The 543-nt window shown below is 48.1% G+C and carries 2 tRNA genes; both read right to left on the reverse strand.

The features are described 5' to 3' along the window. Nucleotides 1–135 precede the first annotated feature (135 nt). A tRNA-Ala gene (locus ACSZO1_RS22690) sits at nt 136–211 on the reverse strand. A 151-nt stretch (nt 212–362) separates the two neighbouring features. Next, a tRNA-Ile gene (locus tag ACSZO1_RS22695) sits at nt 363–439 on the reverse strand. Nucleotides 440–543 lie beyond the last annotated feature (104 nt).

Here is a 543-nt window from a genome sequence, read left to right on the forward strand (position 1 = left end):
TCTTTATTCTCATTTATGCGGAGAATAAAACGACATGTCGTTTCAATTTTCAGCTTGTTCCGGATTGTTAAAGAGCATAATACTTCGCAGCATACCGTTTCCGGTGTGCTCTGAAGTATTTTTCAGAAAACAGTATGGTGGAGCTAAGCGGGATCGAACCGCTGACCTCCTGCGTGCAAGGCAGGCGCTCTCCCAGCTGAGCTATAGCCCCATACAGTTACTGCAGAGACCATCTACTTACCACTCAACTGAGTACATTTTCCTTTTACGGAAAAATGTAATTCGTACTCAGGCAAGGCGTGGATTCGCGAAGCATACTTAGGTATGCGAGCCGGAGCCACAACGCAGCATGAGAACGAATTTGGTAGGCCTGAGTGGACTTGAACCACCGACCTCACCCTTATCAGGGGTGCGCTCTAACCACCTGAGCTACAAGCCTGTAGAGGTTTTTCTGCTCGTTACTTTCATCAGACAATCTGTGTGAGCACTTCGCGGGAATGATTCACTTAGGTAAGGAGGTGATCCAACCGCAGGTTCCCCTAC

Origin of the sequence: Erwinia sp. V71, from assembly GCF_965644245.1 — a bacterium.
Lineage (GTDB): Bacteria > Pseudomonadota > Gammaproteobacteria > Enterobacterales > Enterobacteriaceae > Erwinia.